The organism is Nocardia sp. NPDC056000 (assembly GCF_042269265.1).
Lineage (GTDB): Bacteria > Actinomycetota > Actinomycetes > Mycobacteriales > Mycobacteriaceae > Nocardia.
Map to the genome: position 1 here is coordinate 547,182 of NZ_JBHJXS010000002.1, position 17,081 is coordinate 564,262.

Consider the following 17,081-nt stretch of genomic DNA (forward strand, 5'->3'; position numbering starts at 1 on the left):
CCCGCCCGCGTCGGTCTGTCGCGGGCGGGATGTCACCATCGCGGGCGGGTGCTCGAGTCAGAGACTCACGCGCTGCTCCGGCGGCAAGAACTCCTTATCGCCGTCCTTCACCTGATACGTCTCGTAGAAATCGGCGAGATTGCGCACCACCTGATTGCAGCGGAATTCGGCCGGGGAATGCGGATCATTGGCGATCTGATCCTCCAGGGCCTCCTGCGTCTGCTTGGTGCGCCAGGTCCGTCCCCACGATTCGAACATCGGCTTCAAATCGGGATTCGCATTGCCGCCGCGCTTTTCGAGCATCCGGTACGCGGCCAGCGAGATCTCCAGCCCGCGCAGATCCGCCAGATTCTCACCGACCGTGAGTTCGCCGTTCACATGCTGATCGGCGGGCAGCCCGGTCGGCACCAGCGCGTTGTACTGCTCGATCAGCAGCTTGGTCTTGGCCTCGAACGCCGTCCGATCCCCGGGCGTCCACCAATCGTGCAGATTCCCGTCCGCGTCGTATTTGGAGCCCTGATCGTCGAACCCGTGCCCGATCTCATGCCCGATGACCGCCCCGCCCGCACCGTAATTCACCGCGGGCAGCGCGTCCTTGTCGAAGAACGGCGGCTGCAGGAACGCGGCCGGGAAGACGATCTCGTTCGCGCTCGGGTTGTAGTAGGCGTTCACCGTCTGCGGCGGCATACCCCATTCGGTCTTGTCGACCGGCGTCCCGAGCCGGTTGAACATCCGCTTGGCCTCGAATTCGCCAATCGCGCGGATGGATTCGATGAGTTTGCCGCGCGTGACCGTGACGGACGAATAGTCCTCCCACTTGGCCGGGTATCCGATCTTGGCGTCGATCTTCTCCAGCTTCGCGATGGCCGCGGTCCTGGTATCGGGCGACATCCAGCTGGAGTTGGTGAAATTCTCCTTGTACGCGGCCCGCAGATCCGCCACCATGTCATCCGCCCGCTTCTTGGCCTCGGCCGGAAAGTGCTTGTCCACGTACAGCTTTCCGAGCGCGTCCCCGAGATTGGAGTTGATCGTCGCCACCGCGGACTTCCAGCGCTCGGGCCGCTGTTTCACCCCCGCCATCACCGTGAAATTGAAGTCGAAATTGGCGTCGTTGATCGCTTTGGGCAGATACGGCGCGAACCCGCGCACCAGCGCGAGCTTCAAATAGTCACGCCACTGCGCGATATCGACCTGCTGCCATAGGTCCCCGGCCGCGGTCATGAACGAGGGCTGCCCGACATTCACCCTGTCGAACAGGTTCTTCGGCCGGTCGGTATTGCCCGCCAGCCACGGATCCCAATCGAATCCCGGTGCGAGCGCGACCAATTCGGCCCAGCTGCGCGGGTTGTACCCGGCATCGGTATCGCGCAGTTGCACATTGGTCCACTGCGCGGCCGCGATGCGGCCCTCCAGATCCACCACGCGGCCGGCCAGCGCCACCGGATCGGCGAATCCCGCACCGCCGGCGATCTGCGCCATGAAAGTGCGGTAGGCCGTGAGCTTGTCGGCGTTCGCGGGCTTGAGGTAGTACTGCTGATCCAGCCCGGTCCCGGACTGCTGGACCTGTGCCAGATAGGCATTGGAGTTCTTGGGATCGGCCCCGACCATCAGCCCGATCAACCCCACTCCGGGCAGCGCGCCCATCACCTTCGCCAGATCGGGCTTGGTCTGCGCCCCGTCGACCTTGGCGAACAGATCCTGCAGCGGCTGCATGCCGAGGGTCTCGATATCGTTCAGATCCAGCCGCGCGTCGTACAGATCCCGGATCTTCTGCTCATCGGTCCCGGATTTCGGATCGTGAATCCCGGTGATGATGTCCCGGAGCTGTTCCTCGACCCGGTCCTGCACCTCGTCGAAGGTGCCGAACGAGGTCTTGTCCGGCGGCAGCTGATACTCGTCGAGCCATTTGCCGTTGACGAACCGGTACAGATCGTCCTGCGGCCGGATCGCCGGATTGGATCCGGACATATCCGGTCCGATCAGTTGCGCGGCGGTTTTCGCGGGCTCCGAACTCGAACATCCCGGCAACAGCGCGGCGGCAGGCAACACCCCCAGCGCGATCAGGAACTTCCGGCGATCAACAGCGAAGGGGCGCGCAGAGGTCAACGCGAATCTCCTCATATCGGATAATCGGGTATTGCTCGGTCGGCCCGACGCTAATAGTCGAGGCTGAGCATCAGCTGAATCCACGCCCGGTGTCGCCTGCGATAACCGCCGAACCGACCCCGATTTCGCTGCCACCTGCGGCTTGGCTACACTTGTCCGGTTGCCTGCGGGAGCTATGCCCGCACTTCGGCCGCGAACCCACAGCGGTTCGGTCTTCCCAGATCGGTGAAAACCGCTGGCAGGCGCGCGTGCGAAGGGCAACTGACCATGCCCGTCGGGTCGGCAATCCGGCGTGCATTTCGTCCAGGTCTAGGAGGAGCTGAAGTGATTCAGCAGGAGTCGCGACTGCGCGTCGCCGACAACACGGGTGCCAAGGAAATCCTTTGCATTCGCGTGCTCGGTGGTTCGTCGCGTCGCTATGCCGGTATCGGCGACATCATCGTCGCCACCGTGAAAGACGCCATCCCGGGTGGCAACGTCAAGAAGGGCGAGGTCGTCAAGGCCGTCGTCGTTCGCACCACCAAGGAGCGCCGTCGCGCGGATGGCTCGTACATCCGTTTCGACGAGAACGCCGCGGTGCTGATCAAGCCGGATCACGATCCGCGCGGCACCCGCATCTTCGGCCCGGTCGGCCGTGAGCTGCGCGAGAAGAAGTTCATGAAGATCGTTTCGCTGGCCCCGGAGGTGCTCTGACCATGAAGGTGCACAAGGGCGACACCGTGATCGTCGTTTCGGGCAAGGACAAGGGCGCCAAGGGCAAGGTCATCCAGGCCTTCCCGGCGACCGGCAAGGTCCTGGTCGAGGGCGTTAACCGGATCAAGAAGCACGTCGCGAACTCCGCGAACCAGCGTGGCGCCAGCTCCGGCGGCATCGTTACCCAGGAAGCTGCGATCCAGGCCTCCAACGTGATGGTTGTGGACTCGGACGGCAAGCCGACTCGCGTCGGTTACCGCACCGATGAGAACGGCAAGCGCGTTCGCATCTCCCGTCGCAACGGGAAGGACATCTGAGATGACTTCGACTGAGAACAAGGTGCAGCCGCGCCTGAAGGCGCGCTACCGCGCCGAAATCAAGGACGCGCTGAACAGCGAGTTCAACTACGACAACGTGATGCAGATCCCGGGTGTCGTGAAGGTCGTCGTGAACATGGGTGTCGGCGACGCCGCCCGTGACGCGAAGCTGATCAACGGTGCGGTCGCCGACCTCACCCTGATCACCGGCCAGAAGCCCGAGATCCGCAAGGCCACCAAGTCCATCGCGCAGTTCAAGCTGCGTGAGGGCATGCCGATCGGCGCGAAGGTCACCCTTCGTGGCGACCGCATGTGGGAGTTCCTGGATCGCCTGATCTCCATCGCGCTGCCCCGTATCCGCGACTTCCGCGGCCTGTCGCCGAAGCAGTTCGACGGCAACGGCAACTACACCTTCGGCCTCTCGGAGCAGTCGATGTTCCACGAGATCGACGTGGACCGCATCGATCGCCCCCGTGGTATGGACATCACCGTGGTGACCACCGCGACCAACAACGAAGAAGGCCGTGCCCTGCTCAAGCACCTCGGCTTCCCGTTCAAGGAGAACTGATCCATGGCTAAGAAGGCTCTGATCAACAAGGCCAACGCCAAGCCGAAGTTCGCGGTGCGTGCCTACACCCGCTGCCAGCGCTGCGGCCGCCCCCACGCGGTCTACCGCAAGTTCGGCCTCTGCCGCGTGTGCCTGCGCGAAATGGCGCACCGCGGTGAGCTCCCGGGCGTGCACAAGAGCTCCTGGTGAGCTCAGCTCCCTCGTGAGCTGACAACTTGATCGAAGGCCCCCATGCCGGAATTTTCCGGTGTGGGGGCTTTCGGTGTTTGAACGACCGACCATCAAGACCATTTCCCGGTCCGGCGCCACCGCCCTCGCCGATACTGTGGCTATGACACAGCCGCGTGGATCGATTGTGGTGGTGGGTGCGGGGATCGCGGGATTGGCTGCTGCGCAAGCACTTCGCAAACTCGGATACGCGGTGACGGTGCTGGAGGCTCGGGATCGGATCGGCGGGCGGATCTGGACCGATGCGGACGGGGTTGATCTCGGGGCGCATTGGATTCACGGGACCGAGGGGAATCCGCTGACCGAACTCGTGGAACGGCTGGAGCTGCCGTACGGGTATGTGGGCGGGGACAGTTCGTATACGGGCGGGTTCGACAGTCTCACGCTGTTCGGGCCGGATCGGGTGGCCGCGCCCGCCACCATGAAGAACCGGACGCTGGAATTGGCGGACGCGGTGCTGCACGAACTGGAGCTGCGGGCGGAATTGGCTCGGCGGCACGGAGATCCGGATGTTTCGCTGGCCGCGGTACTGGATGAGATTTTGGCCGCGGGCGGGTATGAACCGGCCGATGAGCAGGCTATTCGCTATCACCTCAATGTGATTCTGCGCGAGGATGTGGCCGAGGATCCGGGGCTGCTGTCCTTCAAGTACTGGGAGGACGGGTACCGGGTCTACGGGTACGGGGACAGTGTTCTGCACGGTGGTTACCAAGCCCTGGTGCGAGCGCTGGCGGCCGATCTCGATATCGAAACATGCAGTGCCGTAAGCGATATCGCGTACGGCGAGGCGAACAACCCGGTGCGGGTCACCACCTCGAAAGGTGTCTACGACGCCGATAAGGTGCTCGTCACGGTCCCGCTCGGAGTGCTCAAGGCGGGTGATATCGGCTTCGAGCCGCCGCTGCCCGAACTCAAACGCCGTGCCGTCGAGCGCCTCGGGTTCGGCACCCTCAACAAGATCGCCCTGCATTACGACGCCCGCTTCTGGCCCGCCGAACAGTACGTCTTCGGCTATATGTGCCGCGAGACCGACCGCTATCCCACCGTCGTGATCAGCATGTGGAAGTCACACGGCAAGCCGATCTTGGTGCTGCTGCTCGGCGCATCGCTGGGCCGGGAAATGGAATCCTGGTCCGACACCGAGGTCCACGATTACGCGACCACCGTCGTCTCCGATATCTTCGGCACGAATGTTCCTGAACCGCACAAGATTTCGCGCACCAGATGGTCGGCGGACCCGTATGCGCGCGGTTCCTACGCCTGTATCGGCGTCGACGCCTCCCCGCGCGATCTGGACACCCTCGCCGAACCCATCGGCGACCGGGTGTATTTCGCGGGCGAGGCCACCAACAGCTACCACTGGGGCTGCGTGCACAGCGCGTACGAATCGGGCCTGCGCGAAGCGGCCCGCATCGCCGACGACCCTGCCCTGCACACCCCGCCCGCCACCGAAACCTCCCGCCGCCAGCGCCGCGATATCGACCGCATGAAGCGCTTCGCTCGAATGCGCATGAGCCACTACAGCTTCCAATCCCTGCGCGACCGCACCGCCTGCCTGTCCGAGGGCGTCGACCCCTTCGGCGTCCGCCTCTTCGCGCCACTGGTGGACGCCGACCTGGAAACCCTCGCCTCCATGTTCGACGAAATCACCTACACCCCGGGCGATCTCATCTGCCGCGAGGAGGACCCCGCCCACGGCGTCTACGTAATCGCCGACGGCGAAGTGGAAGTCGACTTCGGCGGCGTCTACGAACCCGCCGTCATGTCCCGAGGCGCCGTCCTGGGCAGCCACGACATCTTCTACGACGCCCGCACCACCACCGTCACCGCCAAATCCCAAGTCCGCCTCTACTTCCTGGACCACTACCGCTACAAAACCTTCCTCTACGCCTTCCCCGACGTCATGATGACCATGCTCGCCGACCTCGTCTCCCGCTGGGAACAACTCGAAGACGTCCTCGACGCCGCCACCCTCACCGGCGCCCTCCGCCTCCTCAAACCCCGCCACCCCACCACCGGGCAATAATCGGGTTCGCTAAGGTCGACGCCGAAAAGGTACCTATTGGTTTGTTTTGGCTATGCCGAGTCGGGGGTTCGAGAACAGATGACAACGACCATGCCCATTGCCCGTGCGTTCGCGGTCACGGCGTCCATTGCGGGATTCCTCTGCGCGGCTGCGGGTTCGGGACAGGCGGCTCCCGAAAACGGGAAGCAGTACCTCAGCATGGGCGTCATGAACGGCGGCTGTGTCCGGTCGGTCGGCGTCGTCGATGCCGTGGGATTCGTTCAGGTCGGGGCGCAGCCGCGGTCGTCGGTGGATACGGATCTGCGGGTGGATGTGGGCTGGAACGCCACCAATGCCGCCTACCTCGAAGTGCCCGCCAGGAATGTCAGGGTGCCCCTGCCCATGACTTTGGCGGGTACCGCGCAGATCTCAATTCCCCTGGGCGAATTGACGCCGGGCCCGCTGTTGGTTCGCATCGTCTCGCCCAACACCACCGGCAGCGCGGGCACCGGTTGCGAGGAAATTGTGTCGGTCGCCTAGTACCGCCGCGTGCCCGGCCGTCTTCGTCGACGCCGGGCGCTTCCGACAAACCGAGTGACTCTCAACTTCTCTGGGCGGCAGAGTTTCTCGCCGCGGAGGCGGCGGAAACTCTTGCCCACGAGCCGAATTCGTGGTCAGGCCGCACCGGTGGCCAGGCCCAGGAGCGCTCCGGCTCCCACACCCGCGGCGGTGCCGAGCGCACCCGCGAGGGCACCGCCGACGGCCGCACCGGCGGTCCCGCCCGCAACGCCGCCGCCGATGCCACCCGCCGCCACACCCGCCAGACCGGCGAGCGCGCCGACTGTGGCCCCGCCGACCAGCGCACCCCCACCGGCTCCGAGCACGGTGCCGCCGACGACTCCGGCGGTGACGCCGATCGCCGCACCCACCGCCGCGCCGATCGCCGCCCCGATGGCGCCACCGGTTACGGTGCCGACCGCACCCGTGACCGGGGTGACGACGATTCCGACGCCGGTCAGGGCGGGAAGCCCGACTCCGGCTGTGCCGCCGATTGTTCCGCCGATCAGCCCGCCCGCGATTGCCCCGATGGCGGTTCCGGCCGCGAGACCGAACGCGCCGCCGCCGACCGCGCCCAGCCCCGAGCCCACCAATCCGCCACCGATCGCCCCGACGGTCGCGCCCGCGATTCCCGCACCGGCACCGACCGCGAGCCCACCGGCGGTCGCGCCCGCGAGCCCGGCCAGCGCGGCTCCGGCGGTACCGCCGAGCACGGCCGCCGGCACGCCCACGGCGGCCGCACCGGTGGTCGCGCCGAGCAGACCTCTACCGGCGAGCTCATCGGAGCGATTCGGTGAAATGCCGATCGACCGAGCGAAAGTCGAGATGTCGGCCTCGAGGTTCGCGGCCGTCGCGTTCACCCCGTCGGTGAGTCCCTTCGGCACCACGCTGCCCACGGGAGCGGTGAAGTCGCCGATGCGGATCGTCTCCGGAGCCGGAACGATGGGCGCGACCCGGGGTGTGGGCTCGGGCGCGTGCAACTGTCCGAGATCCAGCGGCGCGGTGTACGCGGGCGCCGGAATCGGCCGAGAAACCCCGTAATCGGTATCGGGCGCGGCCTGATCATGCGCGACCGCGAGCGAATCCGACGGCGCGATGGTCACCCCCGGCTGCCGGGCGCTCGGCGGCGTGGTCACCCCCGGTTGCGGCGTGATGAATTGCGGAGCAGCCTGTGCCGATCCGGCGAAGGTGATCACGGCGGCGATGGGCACCGCGGTGACGGATCCGAATAGTGCGTTGCGTGCCGCGGACTGCTTGCGGTGACGAGCCATGTATGTACCAAACCTCTTCTTGCATTGGGTCTTTCGAGCTTTTCGACCGCAATGAAGCGTCCGCATCCCCCCGAAAGCGATTACCGTCCCAGACAACTGGCGGCCACGAGTACAGTCGCGCGAAACGCCCGGTGTCAATCCAGCCCCCGGTGTATGTGACTCAGATCGCCGAACGTTTGCGGCGCTATGCATCCGCCCGCCGAAATCGCCGTGAGCAGTCGCACACCACCCCCGATTTGGTGGCTGAGCAGGGGTTGCCTACACTGAACCGGTTGCCTGGGCACATCTATGTCCGCACCTCGGTGTGCGGGCTTGCCCAGAAGGCGATAGCTAATCCGGTCGGGCATACCCGGCTGGACCGAACCGAATTGTCGTAGGCCCACGACCGCCCGTGTGACGGTGCTGAATGGGAACCGCGGCGAGAAAGGTAGCGGTCAACTCATGACCATGACTGACCCAATCGCAGACTTCTTGACCCGTCTGCGCAACGCCAACTCGGCGTACCACGATCAGGTGAAGGCGCCGCACTCGAAGATCAAGGTGAACATCGCCGAGATCCTCAAGCGTGAGGGCTACATCGCCGACTACCGCATCGAAGATGCGACCGTCGGCAAGAACCTGGTTGTCGACCTCAAGTACGGCCCGAGCCGTGAGCGCAGCCTGCAGGGCGTGCGTCGCGTTTCGAAGCCGGGCCTCCGGGTTTACGCGAAGTCCACCAACCTGCCCAAGGTGCTGGGTGGCCTCGGCGTGGCGATCATCTCCACGTCCGCCGGCCTGCTCACGGACCGTCAGGCCAAGCAGCAGAGTGTAGGCGGGGAAGTCCTCGCCTACGTCTGGTAAGGGAGGTAGGAACAATGTCGCGTATCGGTAAGAAGCCGATCCCGGTTCCCGCCGGTGTCGAGGTGACCATCGACGGCCAGAACATCGCGGTGAAGGGTCCCAAGGGCACCCTGTCGCATGTGGTCGCCGAGCCGATCACCGTCACCAAGGCGGAGTCCGGTGAGCTCGAGGTCGTTCGTCCGAACGACGAGCGTCAGAACCGCTCGCTCCACGGCCTGACCCGCACCCTGATCAGCAACATGATCGAGGGTGTCACCAAGGGCTACGAGAAGAAGATGGAAATCTTCGGCGTCGGTTACCGCGTGCAGGCCAAGGGCTCGAACCTCGAGTTCGCCCTGGGCTACAGCCACGCTGTCCCGGTCGAGGCTCCTGAGGGCATCACCTTCGCGGTCGAGGCTCCCACCAAGTTCTCGGTGTCGGGCATCGACAAGCAGAAGGTCGGCCAGATCGCAGCGGTTATCCACGGCCTGCGCAAGCCCGACCCGTACAAGGGCAAGGGCATCCGCTACGCCGGCGAGGTCGTTCGCCGCAAGGTCGGAAAGACGGGTAAGTAAGCCATGGCACAAACTGAGAACCAGAAGCTGAAGCGGAAGCCGAAGGGCACCGACGCTTCGACTCGTCGTCGTTTGTCCAAGACGCGTCGCCACTTCCGTCTCCGTAAGAAGATCGAAGGCACCACCGTGCGTCCGCGCCTGGTGGTCAACCGCTCGGCTCGCCACATCCACGCTCAGCTGATCGACGACACGGTGGGTAAGACCATCGCTTCGGCGTCGACCATCGAGGCCGATGTGCGCGCCGTCGAGGGTGACAAGTCCGCCAAGGGCGCCAAGGTCGGCGAGCTCATCGCCGCCCGCGCCAAGGCTGCCGGCGTCGAGGCGGTCGTGTTCGACCGTGGTGGTCACGACTACCACGGCCGTATCGCGGCGCTCGCGGACGCCGCCCGTGAAGGTGGGCTGAAGTTCTGATGATCAACACTGCAAACGGAAGGAACGTCTGATGCCGGGACGTCAGCGGCGTGACGGCGGAAACAACGGTCCCGCCGGAAACAATGGCCCCAACGCGGGTGGCAACGATCGTGATGGCGGCCGCGGCCGCGGTCGTGGCGATCGTCGCGATCAGCAGCAGGCCGAGAAGAGCAATCAGCTCGAGCGCGTAGTCGCGATCAACCGCGTCTCCAAGGTCGTGAAGGGTGGTCGTCGCTTCAGCTTCACCGCCCTCGTGATCGTCGGTGACGGCAACGGTCTGGTCGGCGTCGGCTACGGCAAGGCCAAGGAAGTTCCCGCGGCCATCCAGAAGGGTGTCGAGGAGGCTCGCAAGAGCTTCTTCCGCGTTCCGATGATCGGCTCCACCATCACTCACCCCGTTCAGGGTGAGGCGGCGGCCGGTGTCGTCATGCTGCGTCCGGCTTCGCCGGGTACCGGTGTGATCGCCGGTGGCGCGGCTCGTGCCGTGCTGGAGTGCGCTGGCATCCACGACATTCTGGCGAAGTCGCTCGGTAGCGATAACGCCATCAACGTTGTGCACGCCACCGTTGCTGCTCTCAAGATGCTGCAGCGCCCCGAAGAGGTTGCCGCTCGCCGCGGTCTCCCGATCGAGGATGTGGCTCCTGCGGGCATGCTGCGTGCACGTGCGGGACAGGGAGTCTGACATGGCAGATCTCAAAGTGACCCAGACCAAGAGCTCCATTGGCGCCCTGCGTAACCAGCGCGAGTCGCTGCGGACCCTCGGCCTGCGTGGCATTCGCCAGACTGTCGTCCGTGAGGACAACGCGCAGAACCGCGGTCTGATCAACGTCGTGCGCCACCTCGTTCAGGTTGAGGAGGTTTAAGCATGACCATCAAGTTGCATCACCTGCGTCCTGCCCCCGGTTCCAAGACCGAGAAGACCCGTGTGGGTCGCGGTGAGGGTTCCAAGGGTAAGACCGCGGGCCGTGGTACCAAGGGTACGAAGGCTCGCAAGAATGTTCCGGTCCGCTTCGAGGGCGGGCAGATGCCGATCCACATGCGTCTGCCGAAGCTGAAGGGGTTCAAGAACCCGTTCCGCACCGAATACCAGGTCGTGAATGTCTCCGACATCGCGCGGGTGTTCCCCGAGGGTGGCACCATCGGCAAGTCCGAGCTCGTGGCTCGCGGCCTCGTTCGCAAGAACGAGCTCGTGAAGGTGCTCGGCGAGGGCGAAATCGGTGTGGCCGTTCAGGTCTCGGCCGATAAGTTCTCGGGTTCGGCCGTGGAGAAGATCTCCGCTGCTGGCGGCACCACCACCGTTCTGGCCTGACGGTAACCTGAATTAACCAGAGACACCGGACGAGTCGCGAGCTCGTCCGGTGTCACTGTTAGAGTTCAAGTGTTGTCTGCCAACACCGTCATGGGGATTCGGCGTTTCCGTCGTTGTAGCCATGGCCTGACCTATGTCGTTCGCCAGGAGGATCTGTGCTTTCCGCCTTCGTGTCGGCTTTCCGGACCCCGGACTTACGGCGGAAGATTCTCTTCACGCTGGGACTGATCGCCCTCTACCGGCTGGGTGCGTCCCTGCCTTCGCCGGGCGTCAGTTACAAGAACGTCCAAGACTGTGTGGCGCTGGTCAACGGCGGGGATTCCGCCGGCATCTATCAGCTCATCAATCTCTTCTCCGGCGGCGCGCTACTTCAGCTCTCGGTGTTCGCGATCGGCATCATGCCGTACATCACCGCGAGCATCATTATCCAGCTGTTGACCGTTGTGATTCCTCGGTTCGAGGAACTACGCAAAGAAGGTCAATCGGGTCAGAACAAAATGACCCAGTACACCCGCTATCTGTCGGTCGCGCTGGCGATTCTGCAGTCGACCGGTCTGGTCGCGCTCGCTTCGCGTGGACAGCTGCTGCGCGGGTGCCCCAAAGACATTCTCGATGACACCTCCGTCTTCGGCATGATCATCATCGTGCTGGTCATGACGGCCGGTGCGGCCCTGGTGATGTGGTTCGGCGAGCAGATCACCGAGCGCGGTGTCGGTAACGGCATGTCGCTGTTGATCTTCGCGGGTATCGCGGCGCGTATCCCGTCCGAGGGCAAGACGATCTACGACGGTCGTGGCTGGGGCGTCACCGCGATGGTGGCCGCCGCCGCGCTGGTCGTGATCGTGGGCGTCATCTTCGTGGAGCAGGGCCAGCGCCGGATTCCGGTGCAGTACGCCAAGCGCGTGGTCGGCCGGAAGATGTACGGCGGTTCGTCGACCTATCTGCCGCTGAAGGTGAATCAGGCGGGCGTCATCCCCGTCATCTTCGCCTCCTCGCTGCTCTATCTGCCGAACCTGTTGGCGCAGTTGACCCAGAAGACCACGGGAGATCCGGCCAAGTGGCAGGAGCTCATCCAGAAGTATCTGGTCAATCCGAGCAACCCGGTGTACGTCGGGATCTACTTCGCGCTGATCGTGTTCTTCACCTACTTCTATGTCGCGATCACCTTCAATCCGGAGGAGCGCGCGGACGAGATGAAGAAGTTCGGCGGCTTCATTCCGGGCTATCGGCCCGGTAAGCCGACCGCGGACTATCTGAACTACGTCCTGAGCCGAATCACCCTGCCCGGTTCGATCTACCTCGGCGCCGTCGCCGTGCTTCCGAACCTGTTGCTGGGCCTCGGCACCAATAGCGGTGTGCAGAACCTGCCGTTCGGCGGTACCGCGGTGCTGATCATTGTGAGCGTCGGCCTCGATACGGTGAAACAGATCGAGAGCCAGTTGATGAATCGAAATTACGAAGGGTTCCTCAAGTGAGAGTTGTTCTGCTCGGGCCGCCCGGTGCCGGCAAAGGCACCCAGGCCGTGCTGCTTTCGGAAAAGCTGGGTGTACCGCATATCTCCACTGGGGATCTGTTCCGTGCGAACATCGGCCAGCAGACCGCGCTGGGCCTGGAAGCCAAGAAGTACATGGACGCGGGCGATCTGGTGCCCAGCACGGTGACCAACCGCATGGTCGAGGCGCGTATCGCGGAGCCGGACGCGACCAATGGCTTTGTGCTGGACGGTTACCCGCGCACCGTGGATCAGGCCGACGCGCTGGAGAAGATGCTCAAGGAGTCGGGCCATGAGCTCGACGCCGTGCTGTGCTTCGTGGTCGCCGAGGACGTCGTGGTCGAGCGCATGCTGGCCCGTGGCCGCGGTGACGACACCGAGGAGACCATCCGTAACCGCATGCGTGTCTACCGCGAGGAGACCGAACCGTTGCTGGATCACTATGACGGCCTGGTCGTCACCGTCGAGGGTGTCGGCGAGATCGAAGACGTGAACGCACGCGCACTCGCGGCGCTGGGTCACTGAATGGTCTTCGGCCGCAAGAACAAGAAGGTGGTGCCGTTCCGCACCGCCGGTGAACTGGATGCCATGGCGGCGGCCGGCGCTATCGTCGGCCGTGCGCTGGTGGCGGTGCGCAATGCCGCCAAGCCCGGGGTCTCGACCCTGGAATTGGACGAGGTCGCAGAGCAGCTCATCCGCGAGAACGGTGCCATCCCTTCGTTCAAGGGCTATCACGGTTTTCCGGGATCGATCTGCTCGTCGGTGAATGATCGTGTGGTGCATGGCATTCCGTCGAAGGACGATGTGCTGGCCGAGGGCGATCTGGTGTCCATCGACTGCGGCGCGATTCTCGAAGGCTGGCACGGTGATTCGGCCTGGACGTTCGGGGTCGGCAACATCATCGAGGCGGATCGGCTGTTGAGTGAGGCGACCCGGTTGTCGATGGAGGCGGGTATCGCCGCCATGATCGACGGCGCGCGGCTGACCGATATCTCGCACGCCATCGAACTCGGTACGCACGCCGCCGAGGCCGAGCACGGTCGCTCGTACGGCATCGTGGACGGGTACGGCGGTCACGCCATCGGCCGCGAGATGCATATGGATCCGTTCCTGCCCAATGAAGGTGCGCCCGGTAAGGGTCCGCGCCTGGTGGTGGGTTCGGTGCTGGCGATCGAGCCGATGCTGACGCTCGGGACCACCGAGACCAAGACGCTCGACGATGACTGGACCGTGGTGACCACCGACGGCACGCGTGCCGCGCACTGGGAGCACACGGTTGCGGTTACCGAGGATGGTCCGCGCATTCTGACCTTGCGTCCGGAGTAGTCCGCCGCGGCAAGCCGCCACTGGCACAAAGTTTTTCGCACCCGTACCGGTTTTACCGGTGCGGGTGCGTTTTTTTGTGGGTCCAATAGAACGAGTTCGCAACGTACCGGTTTGTTTTGCGGCGATCGCGCACGGGGGATAGTTTGAGCCCGAAGTGATCGAGCTAGGAGGGGCATGGCCGGGGCGCAGGTGGGGAATCAGGATCCGGAGCTGCTGCGGCGAATCGCGCAGACGGCCGATGTGAATCGGCTCGGCGCGCATCGCAAGGGATACCTGGCGCTGAAGGGGGATTCCCGGCTCGATCTGTACGAGAACGGGTGCACGCTGCTGCAGGGCGGCGAGGTGCGGGTGGTGCTGTATTCCTCAACCAGGGTGTGGCAGAAGGTAACTCGGGTACATCGCAATGGCGTGCACACCCATACCAATCACGAATACCGGCTCATCGATATCCGCGGCGCGGAACTGAAACTCACCGAGGGCCTGTCGAATCCGGACGAATGGGGTCCGGAATTGGTGGAGTCCATCGCGGTGCGCCAGGCACAGGGTTCCCTCGAGGCATTGCGCACCGGGCAGCGGGTGGAGTTCGGGGCCTGGTCGCTGTCGGCGGTCGAGCTCGGCACCGGTAAGAAAACCATTGCGCTACAAGACCTTCGGGCCTTCCGGGTGCATCAGGGGCAGGTCGTGGTCGAGGCGGGCGATGACATCCGCATCACCCAGGGCATCGACGCGATCCCGAATTTCCTGGTCTTCCGGTTCCTGGTCAAACAGTTGCTGCCCGAGCTGCCGGAGTCGGCGGGCAAGGTGTTCGGCCGCCGCCTGCTGGTGCGCGGTCTGAACACCTTCTTCGCGATCGTCGCGGTGATCGCGTTCGGCATCGCCTGCCTGACCAGTTGGCCGGTGCAGAAAACCGAACTCTGCGACAAACTCTCGACCCTGCAGGCGGCGAGATCGGAATTGACCGAACAACTGAAAGATCTCCGCAACGCATCGGAAAACTATCGCGGCGACAATCAGGATGGCGTCCGTGCCGACAGCAAGAAGTTGGGTAAATACACCGGCTCGGGGTATCACTGGCTGAAGGATTCGGATCTCGACGACGCGACGGTCTCCATTCGCGCTGTCTGCCAAGCAAGTCCGTTCTGAAGGGAAGTGCCATGAACCGAGATACGCAAAGCCTGCTGGTCAGCACCTTCACCCTGATCCTCGGCGCGCTGGCCATGGTGCTGACCACCAGCTGGGTCTGGCCCAGCGTCATCCTCACCCTCGGCGGCATCGGCTTCATCCTGGCCCTGAGCACCCCGGCCCGCGAATCCCGCCCGGCCCCGCCTGCCGGACCTACAGGCGATGAGCGCATGTATTGGCAAGGTAACTGACCGGCCGGAACCGGAATCTCGAGTGCCATGGCCCTGGCCGGTGTGGTGGCGGGCTGAGGCCCCGGGTGCGCCGGGATTCGGTGTCCGGTCCGCGTGCCACCGCCAAGCGAGGCAGACTCATCGGTATTGCGGAATTGCGTATGCTTGACGCTCAATTCCTCAGGCGCACACGGAGTTCGGCGGCGAGTTGAGCCGCGCTTTCCTGGAGTGCCTCGGCAAAGGGATGTGCGTCGCCCGACTCGCCGCGGCGATAGGCGAGCACGGTCGGCCGTACTGCCGCCGGATCGTCGACGAGAATGACGGAAACCGTTGCGGGAAGCGCCGGTACGGCCAGTCCGGGGACCAGCGTGACGCCAAGTCCCGCCGCCACCAGTCCGAGTTTGGCCACCCAGTCGCGTGCGACATAGGCGATGTGTGGCTGCCAACCGGCGTGTGCCCACATACCGAGCAGTGTGGTGCGCGGATCCTCGCTGCCCACGATCCACCTCTCGTTGCGCAGCGCGGTCGGCGAAAGTCTGGTGTGTGCGGCCAGCGGATGGGTCGTGTGCACCGCCACGTGGAGTGAATCCATCAGTAGCGGTGAGACTTCCACGCCGGCGGGCGCCTCGACATCACCGGAGAGCACCGCCATGTCGATGCGTCCGCGCGTGATCCCGGACAGCAGCCCCGGCGTCATTCCCTCGCGCAATCGCACTTGAAGGCTCGGGTGCTGCTGCGCGGCAAAGGTTATGGCGCGCGGGATCAACGCGGCGGTCGCGGTGGAGAATGCTCCGACGCGAATACGGCTGGGCGGTTGGGGGTTACGCAGCTCCTCCCGCGCGGTGTCCAGCGAGTCCAGCACGGTGTCGGCGTGCCGCAGCACGATCCGGCACGCTTCGGTGGGTCGTACCCCGCGCGCCTGCCGGTCGAAAAGCGGATGTCCCGCAGCCTGTTCCATCAGCGTGATCTGCCGCGACACCGCCGACTGCGTGTACCCCAGCCGCTCCGCCGCCCGCGTGAATGATCCGGTGCGCGCGGCCTCGCGCACCACCCGCAACCCGGTCACCGTGAACTCACCCATGCGCAAATGTGATACCAGATATGCCAGACTCTCGCTGGTCGCATGACTCGCGCGCCCGTAGCTTCGCTGATGTGAGCACTCTCGAGAACAAGGAATTCATCCGCGGCGTCTTCGCCCAATTGGCGCAGGGCAATACCCGCGCACTGAGCGAAGCCATGGCCGACGACTGCCGCTGGACCTTCCCCGGCAATTGGTCCTGGGCGGGCACCTGGGAGCCGAAAACTCAAGTCCTGCACGGCCTGCTACGCCCCCTCATGACCCAGTTCGCCGACGGTTACCGCATGGAAGCGGATTTCGTCCTGGCGGACGAGGATCGCGTGGTGGTCCAAGCACGCGGCTACGGCACCACCACCCGCGGTGAGGCATACCCCCAGACCTACTGCCTGATCTTCCGCATGGCCGACGGCCGCATCACCGAAATCATCGAGCACTGCGATACGGCACTGGTCGAGCGTGTCCTCGCCCCGATCACAACCTGAGTGCTCACCCCTCCAGCAGCAACGTGACGGGCCCGTCGTTCACCAGCTCAACGTGCATATGCGCCCCGAATCGCCCGGTGGCCACGGTCGCCCCCAGCTCCCGCAGCGCGGCGGCGAACGCATCCACAAGTGGTTCGGCCACGGCCCCCGGCGCGGCCGCGTTCCACGACGGCCGCCGCCCCTTCGCGGTATCGGCGTACAGCGTGAACTGACTGATCACCAGGATCGGCGCACCCAGATCGGCGGCCGACCGTTCCCCCTCGAGTATCCGCAGCCGGAACAGCTTGTCCGCCAGCGTCTTCGCGGTCACCTCGGTATCCCCGTGGGTGACTCCCACCAGCGCCACCAACCCGTGCGGAGCCCCGTGCGCCGCCGGATCGATCCGCCCGACCACCTCGTCATCGACGGTCACCGCCGCCGCACTCACCCGCTGCACCAGTACTCGCATAGCCCCTGATCATGGCAGAGACCTCGAATTCCATTGCGCGCCA

At 64.8% G+C, this 17,081-nt stretch carries 22 protein-coding genes; 18 read left to right on the plus strand and 4 right to left on the minus strand.

Going from position 1 to position 17,081, the window contains the following annotated elements; genetic code table 11:
• Positions 1–57: 57 nt before the first annotated feature.
• Entirely contained in the window at positions 58–2,106 is a 2,049-nt protein-coding gene (locus tag ACFC4D_RS07315) for a M13 family metallopeptidase (protein WP_376062101.1), read from the minus strand.
• 324 nt (positions 2,107–2,430) lie between these two features.
• Here ACFC4D_RS07315 and rplN point away from each other — a divergent pair, with 324 nt between their 5' ends.
• The 6 genes from rplN to ACFC4D_RS07345 all read left to right on the plus strand — a co-directional run bounded on the left by rplN (position 2,431) and on the right by ACFC4D_RS07345 (position 6,457).
• The gene (gene rplN / locus ACFC4D_RS07320) at positions 2,431–2,799 is read left to right on the plus strand and encodes a 50S ribosomal protein L14 (RefSeq protein ID WP_364641022.1); all 369 of its coding nucleotides are present in this window, start codon (positions 2,431–2,433) and stop codon (positions 2,797–2,799) included.
• A 2-nt stretch (positions 2,800–2,801) separates the two neighbouring features.
• Positions 2,802–3,116, plus strand: coding sequence for a 50S ribosomal protein L24 (gene rplX / locus ACFC4D_RS07325; protein ID WP_153808457.1), 315 nt, complete (start codon positions 2,802–2,804; stop codon positions 3,114–3,116).
• 1 nt (position 3,117) lies between these two features.
• A complete protein-coding gene (rplE, locus tag ACFC4D_RS07330) occupies positions 3,118–3,684 on the plus strand; it encodes a 50S ribosomal protein L5 (protein ID WP_364641018.1) in 567 nt (188 codons plus the stop codon).
• A 3-nt stretch (positions 3,685–3,687) separates the two neighbouring features.
• On the plus strand, positions 3,688–3,873 hold the full coding sequence (locus ACFC4D_RS07335; protein ID WP_029923637.1) for a type Z 30S ribosomal protein S14: 186 nt from the start codon (positions 3,688–3,690) through the stop codon (positions 3,871–3,873).
• A gap of 142 nt (positions 3,874–4,015) precedes the next feature.
• Positions 4,016–5,938, plus strand: coding sequence for an FAD-dependent oxidoreductase (locus ACFC4D_RS07340; protein WP_376062102.1), 1,923 nt, complete (start codon positions 4,016–4,018; stop codon positions 5,936–5,938).
• 78 nt (positions 5,939–6,016) lie between these two features.
• Positions 6,017–6,457: a hypothetical protein gene (locus ACFC4D_RS07345; RefSeq protein WP_376062103.1), complete on the plus strand. Its 441-nt coding sequence runs from the start codon at positions 6,017–6,019 to the stop codon at positions 6,455–6,457.
• Between the two features lie 134 nt (positions 6,458–6,591).
• Here ACFC4D_RS07345 and ACFC4D_RS07350 read toward each other — a convergent pair whose 3' ends face one another.
• On the minus strand, positions 6,592–7,746 hold the full coding sequence (locus tag ACFC4D_RS07350; RefSeq protein ID WP_376062104.1) for a hypothetical protein: 1,155 nt from the start codon (positions 7,744–7,746) through the stop codon (positions 6,592–6,594).
• A gap of 441 nt (positions 7,747–8,187) precedes the next feature.
• Between ACFC4D_RS07350 and rpsH the strand changes: the two genes are divergently transcribed.
• The 11 genes from rpsH to ACFC4D_RS07405 all read left to right on the plus strand — a co-directional run bounded on the left by rpsH (position 8,188) and on the right by ACFC4D_RS07405 (position 15,051).
• Positions 8,188–8,586: a 30S ribosomal protein S8 gene (gene rpsH, locus ACFC4D_RS07355; RefSeq protein ID WP_364641006.1), complete on the plus strand. Its 399-nt coding sequence runs from the start codon at positions 8,188–8,190 to the stop codon at positions 8,584–8,586.
• 14 nt (positions 8,587–8,600) lie between these two features.
• Entirely contained in the window at positions 8,601–9,140 is a 540-nt protein-coding gene (rplF, locus tag ACFC4D_RS07360) for a 50S ribosomal protein L6 (protein WP_364641003.1), read from the plus strand.
• A 3-nt stretch (positions 9,141–9,143) separates the two neighbouring features.
• Positions 9,144–9,551, plus strand: coding sequence for a 50S ribosomal protein L18 (rplR, locus tag ACFC4D_RS07365; RefSeq protein ID WP_364641000.1), 408 nt, complete (start codon positions 9,144–9,146; stop codon positions 9,549–9,551).
• A gap of 31 nt (positions 9,552–9,582) precedes the next feature.
• Complete coding sequence (gene rpsE, locus ACFC4D_RS07370; protein ID WP_330183416.1) at positions 9,583–10,233, plus strand: 30S ribosomal protein S5; 651 nt, start codon at positions 9,583–9,585, stop codon at positions 10,231–10,233.
• Between the two features lies 1 nt (position 10,234).
• Positions 10,235–10,414, plus strand: coding sequence for a 50S ribosomal protein L30 (rpmD, locus tag ACFC4D_RS07375; protein WP_153809684.1), 180 nt, complete (start codon positions 10,235–10,237; stop codon positions 10,412–10,414).
• A 2-nt stretch (positions 10,415–10,416) separates the two neighbouring features.
• Positions 10,417–10,860 carry a 50S ribosomal protein L15 gene (gene rplO, locus ACFC4D_RS07380; protein WP_364640995.1) on the plus strand — a complete coding sequence of 148 codons (444 nt, stop codon included), beginning with the start codon at positions 10,417–10,419 and terminating at the stop codon, positions 10,858–10,860.
• A gap of 155 nt (positions 10,861–11,015) precedes the next feature.
• Positions 11,016–12,335 (plus strand): preprotein translocase subunit SecY, encoded by a 1,320-nt coding sequence (gene secY / locus ACFC4D_RS07385; protein ID WP_364640992.1) that lies wholly within the window; start codon positions 11,016–11,018, stop codon positions 12,333–12,335.
• Complete coding sequence (locus ACFC4D_RS07390; protein ID WP_364640989.1) at positions 12,332–12,877, plus strand: adenylate kinase; 546 nt, start codon at positions 12,332–12,334, stop codon at positions 12,875–12,877. The genes secY and ACFC4D_RS07390 overlap by 4 nt, the downstream gene beginning before the upstream one ends.
• Positions 12,878–13,678 (plus strand): type I methionyl aminopeptidase, encoded by an 801-nt coding sequence (gene map / locus ACFC4D_RS07395; RefSeq protein ID WP_364640986.1) that lies wholly within the window; start codon positions 12,878–12,880, stop codon positions 13,676–13,678.
• A 174-nt stretch (positions 13,679–13,852) separates the two neighbouring features.
• On the plus strand, positions 13,853–14,821 hold the full coding sequence (locus ACFC4D_RS07400) for a DUF6585 family protein (RefSeq protein WP_376062105.1): 969 nt from the start codon (positions 13,853–13,855) through the stop codon (positions 14,819–14,821).
• A gap of 11 nt (positions 14,822–14,832) precedes the next feature.
• Positions 14,833–15,051 carry a hypothetical protein gene (locus ACFC4D_RS07405; RefSeq protein WP_375963032.1) on the plus strand — a complete coding sequence of 73 codons (219 nt, stop codon included), beginning with the start codon at positions 14,833–14,835 and terminating at the stop codon, positions 15,049–15,051.
• 151 nt (positions 15,052–15,202) lie between these two features.
• Here ACFC4D_RS07405 and ACFC4D_RS07410 read toward each other — a convergent pair whose 3' ends face one another.
• Positions 15,203–16,111 carry a LysR family transcriptional regulator gene (locus ACFC4D_RS07410; protein ID WP_376062106.1) on the minus strand — a complete coding sequence of 303 codons (909 nt, stop codon included), beginning with the start codon at positions 16,109–16,111 and terminating at the stop codon, positions 15,203–15,205.
• 71 nt (positions 16,112–16,182) lie between these two features.
• Between ACFC4D_RS07410 and ACFC4D_RS07415 the strand changes: the two genes are divergently transcribed.
• On the plus strand, positions 16,183–16,590 hold the full coding sequence (locus ACFC4D_RS07415; protein WP_376062107.1) for a nuclear transport factor 2 family protein: 408 nt from the start codon (positions 16,183–16,185) through the stop codon (positions 16,588–16,590).
• A gap of 4 nt (positions 16,591–16,594) precedes the next feature.
• On the opposite strand, the gene dtd is transcribed toward ACFC4D_RS07415, so the two are convergent.
• The gene (gene dtd, locus ACFC4D_RS07420) at positions 16,595–17,038 is read right to left on the minus strand and encodes a D-aminoacyl-tRNA deacylase (protein ID WP_376062108.1); all 444 of its coding nucleotides are present in this window, start codon (positions 17,036–17,038) and stop codon (positions 16,595–16,597) included.
• Positions 17,039–17,081: the final 43 nt, after the last annotated feature.